General features: G+C 41.6%; 2 pseudogenes. Both read left to right on the top strand.

Annotated features, from left to right (window positions below):
• A pseudogene (locus ACFIK8_RS09225) lies at window positions 1-63 on the top strand (type IV secretion system protein VirB3); the annotation flags it as partial.
• Window positions 64-68: 5 nt separating this feature from the next.
• Window positions 69-1,071: pseudogene (locus ACFIK8_RS09220) on the top strand (transporter); the annotation flags it as partial.

Below are 1,071 nucleotides of genomic sequence, written 5' to 3'. Positions count from 1 at the left end.
TGGGGAGGAGGATCTACATCTCCCCTACGCCTTATCCGTACTTATAAGGAACTGAACAGGTGAAACAGATGTCAATTATGAAACGGGAGTCTTTACCTGAAGAATATATTCCTTACATACGCCACGTCAACCAACACGTCATTGCATTAAATTCACGCTGCTTAATGACTGTAATGGCTGTTGAGGGCGTGAATTTTGATACTGCAGATATCAATCACTTAAATTTCTTACACAACCAGTTAAACACTCTCTTGAGAAATATCGCGGATGAACGTGTTGCTTTATATTCTCACATCATTCGTCGGCGCGAAACGATCTATCCGGAGAGTCGTTTTTTTTCATCTTTTGCAGCAACACTAGATGAAAAATACAAAAAGAAAATGGTTTCGCAAGAGCTGTATAGAAATGATCTCTTCGTTTCACTGCTGTGGAATCCAACATCGGATAAGACTGAGCAACTCGCTTCATCTTTTCAGCGCTTAACAAAAGCGAAGAAAACACAATCTGAACCAGACATGGAAGCCATTCGTAAAATTGAAGCATTAAGCCAAGATCTTATACAAGGGTTGGAGAGCTATGAAGCGCGCCTCTTGTCAGTCTATGCACATGAGGGCATTTTGTTTTCCGAACAAAGTGAATTTCTACACCAGTTAGTAGGAGGAAGGCGTGAGCGGATTCCTCTCACATTTGGCACCATTGCCTCAACGATTTACTCAGACCGTGTCATTTTTGGCAAAGAAACGATCGAAATTCGTCATGAAAGCAATGAACGCTTTGTTGGCATGTTTGGCTGGAAAGAATATCCCTCTAAAACACGCCCAGGGATGACAGATGGTTTACTCACAGCACCGTTTGAATTTATCTTAACACAATCCTTTGTCTTTAAGAGTAAAGCCGCTGCCAGGGTCATTATGGGCCGCAAACAAAATCAGATGATTAATGCAGCGGATCGTGCTAGCTCACAAATTGATGCACTTGATGAAGCGCTTGATGATTTAGAATCAAACCGTTTTGTTTTGGGTGAACATCATCTCTCTCTAGCCGTTTTTGCTGATCAACCAAAAACATTGG

The organism is Bartonella sp. MR168JLCBS (genome assembly GCF_042194175.1).
The sequence above is the reverse complement of the archived record's forward strand: the minus strand, read 5'-3'. Positions and strand labels throughout refer to the sequence as shown.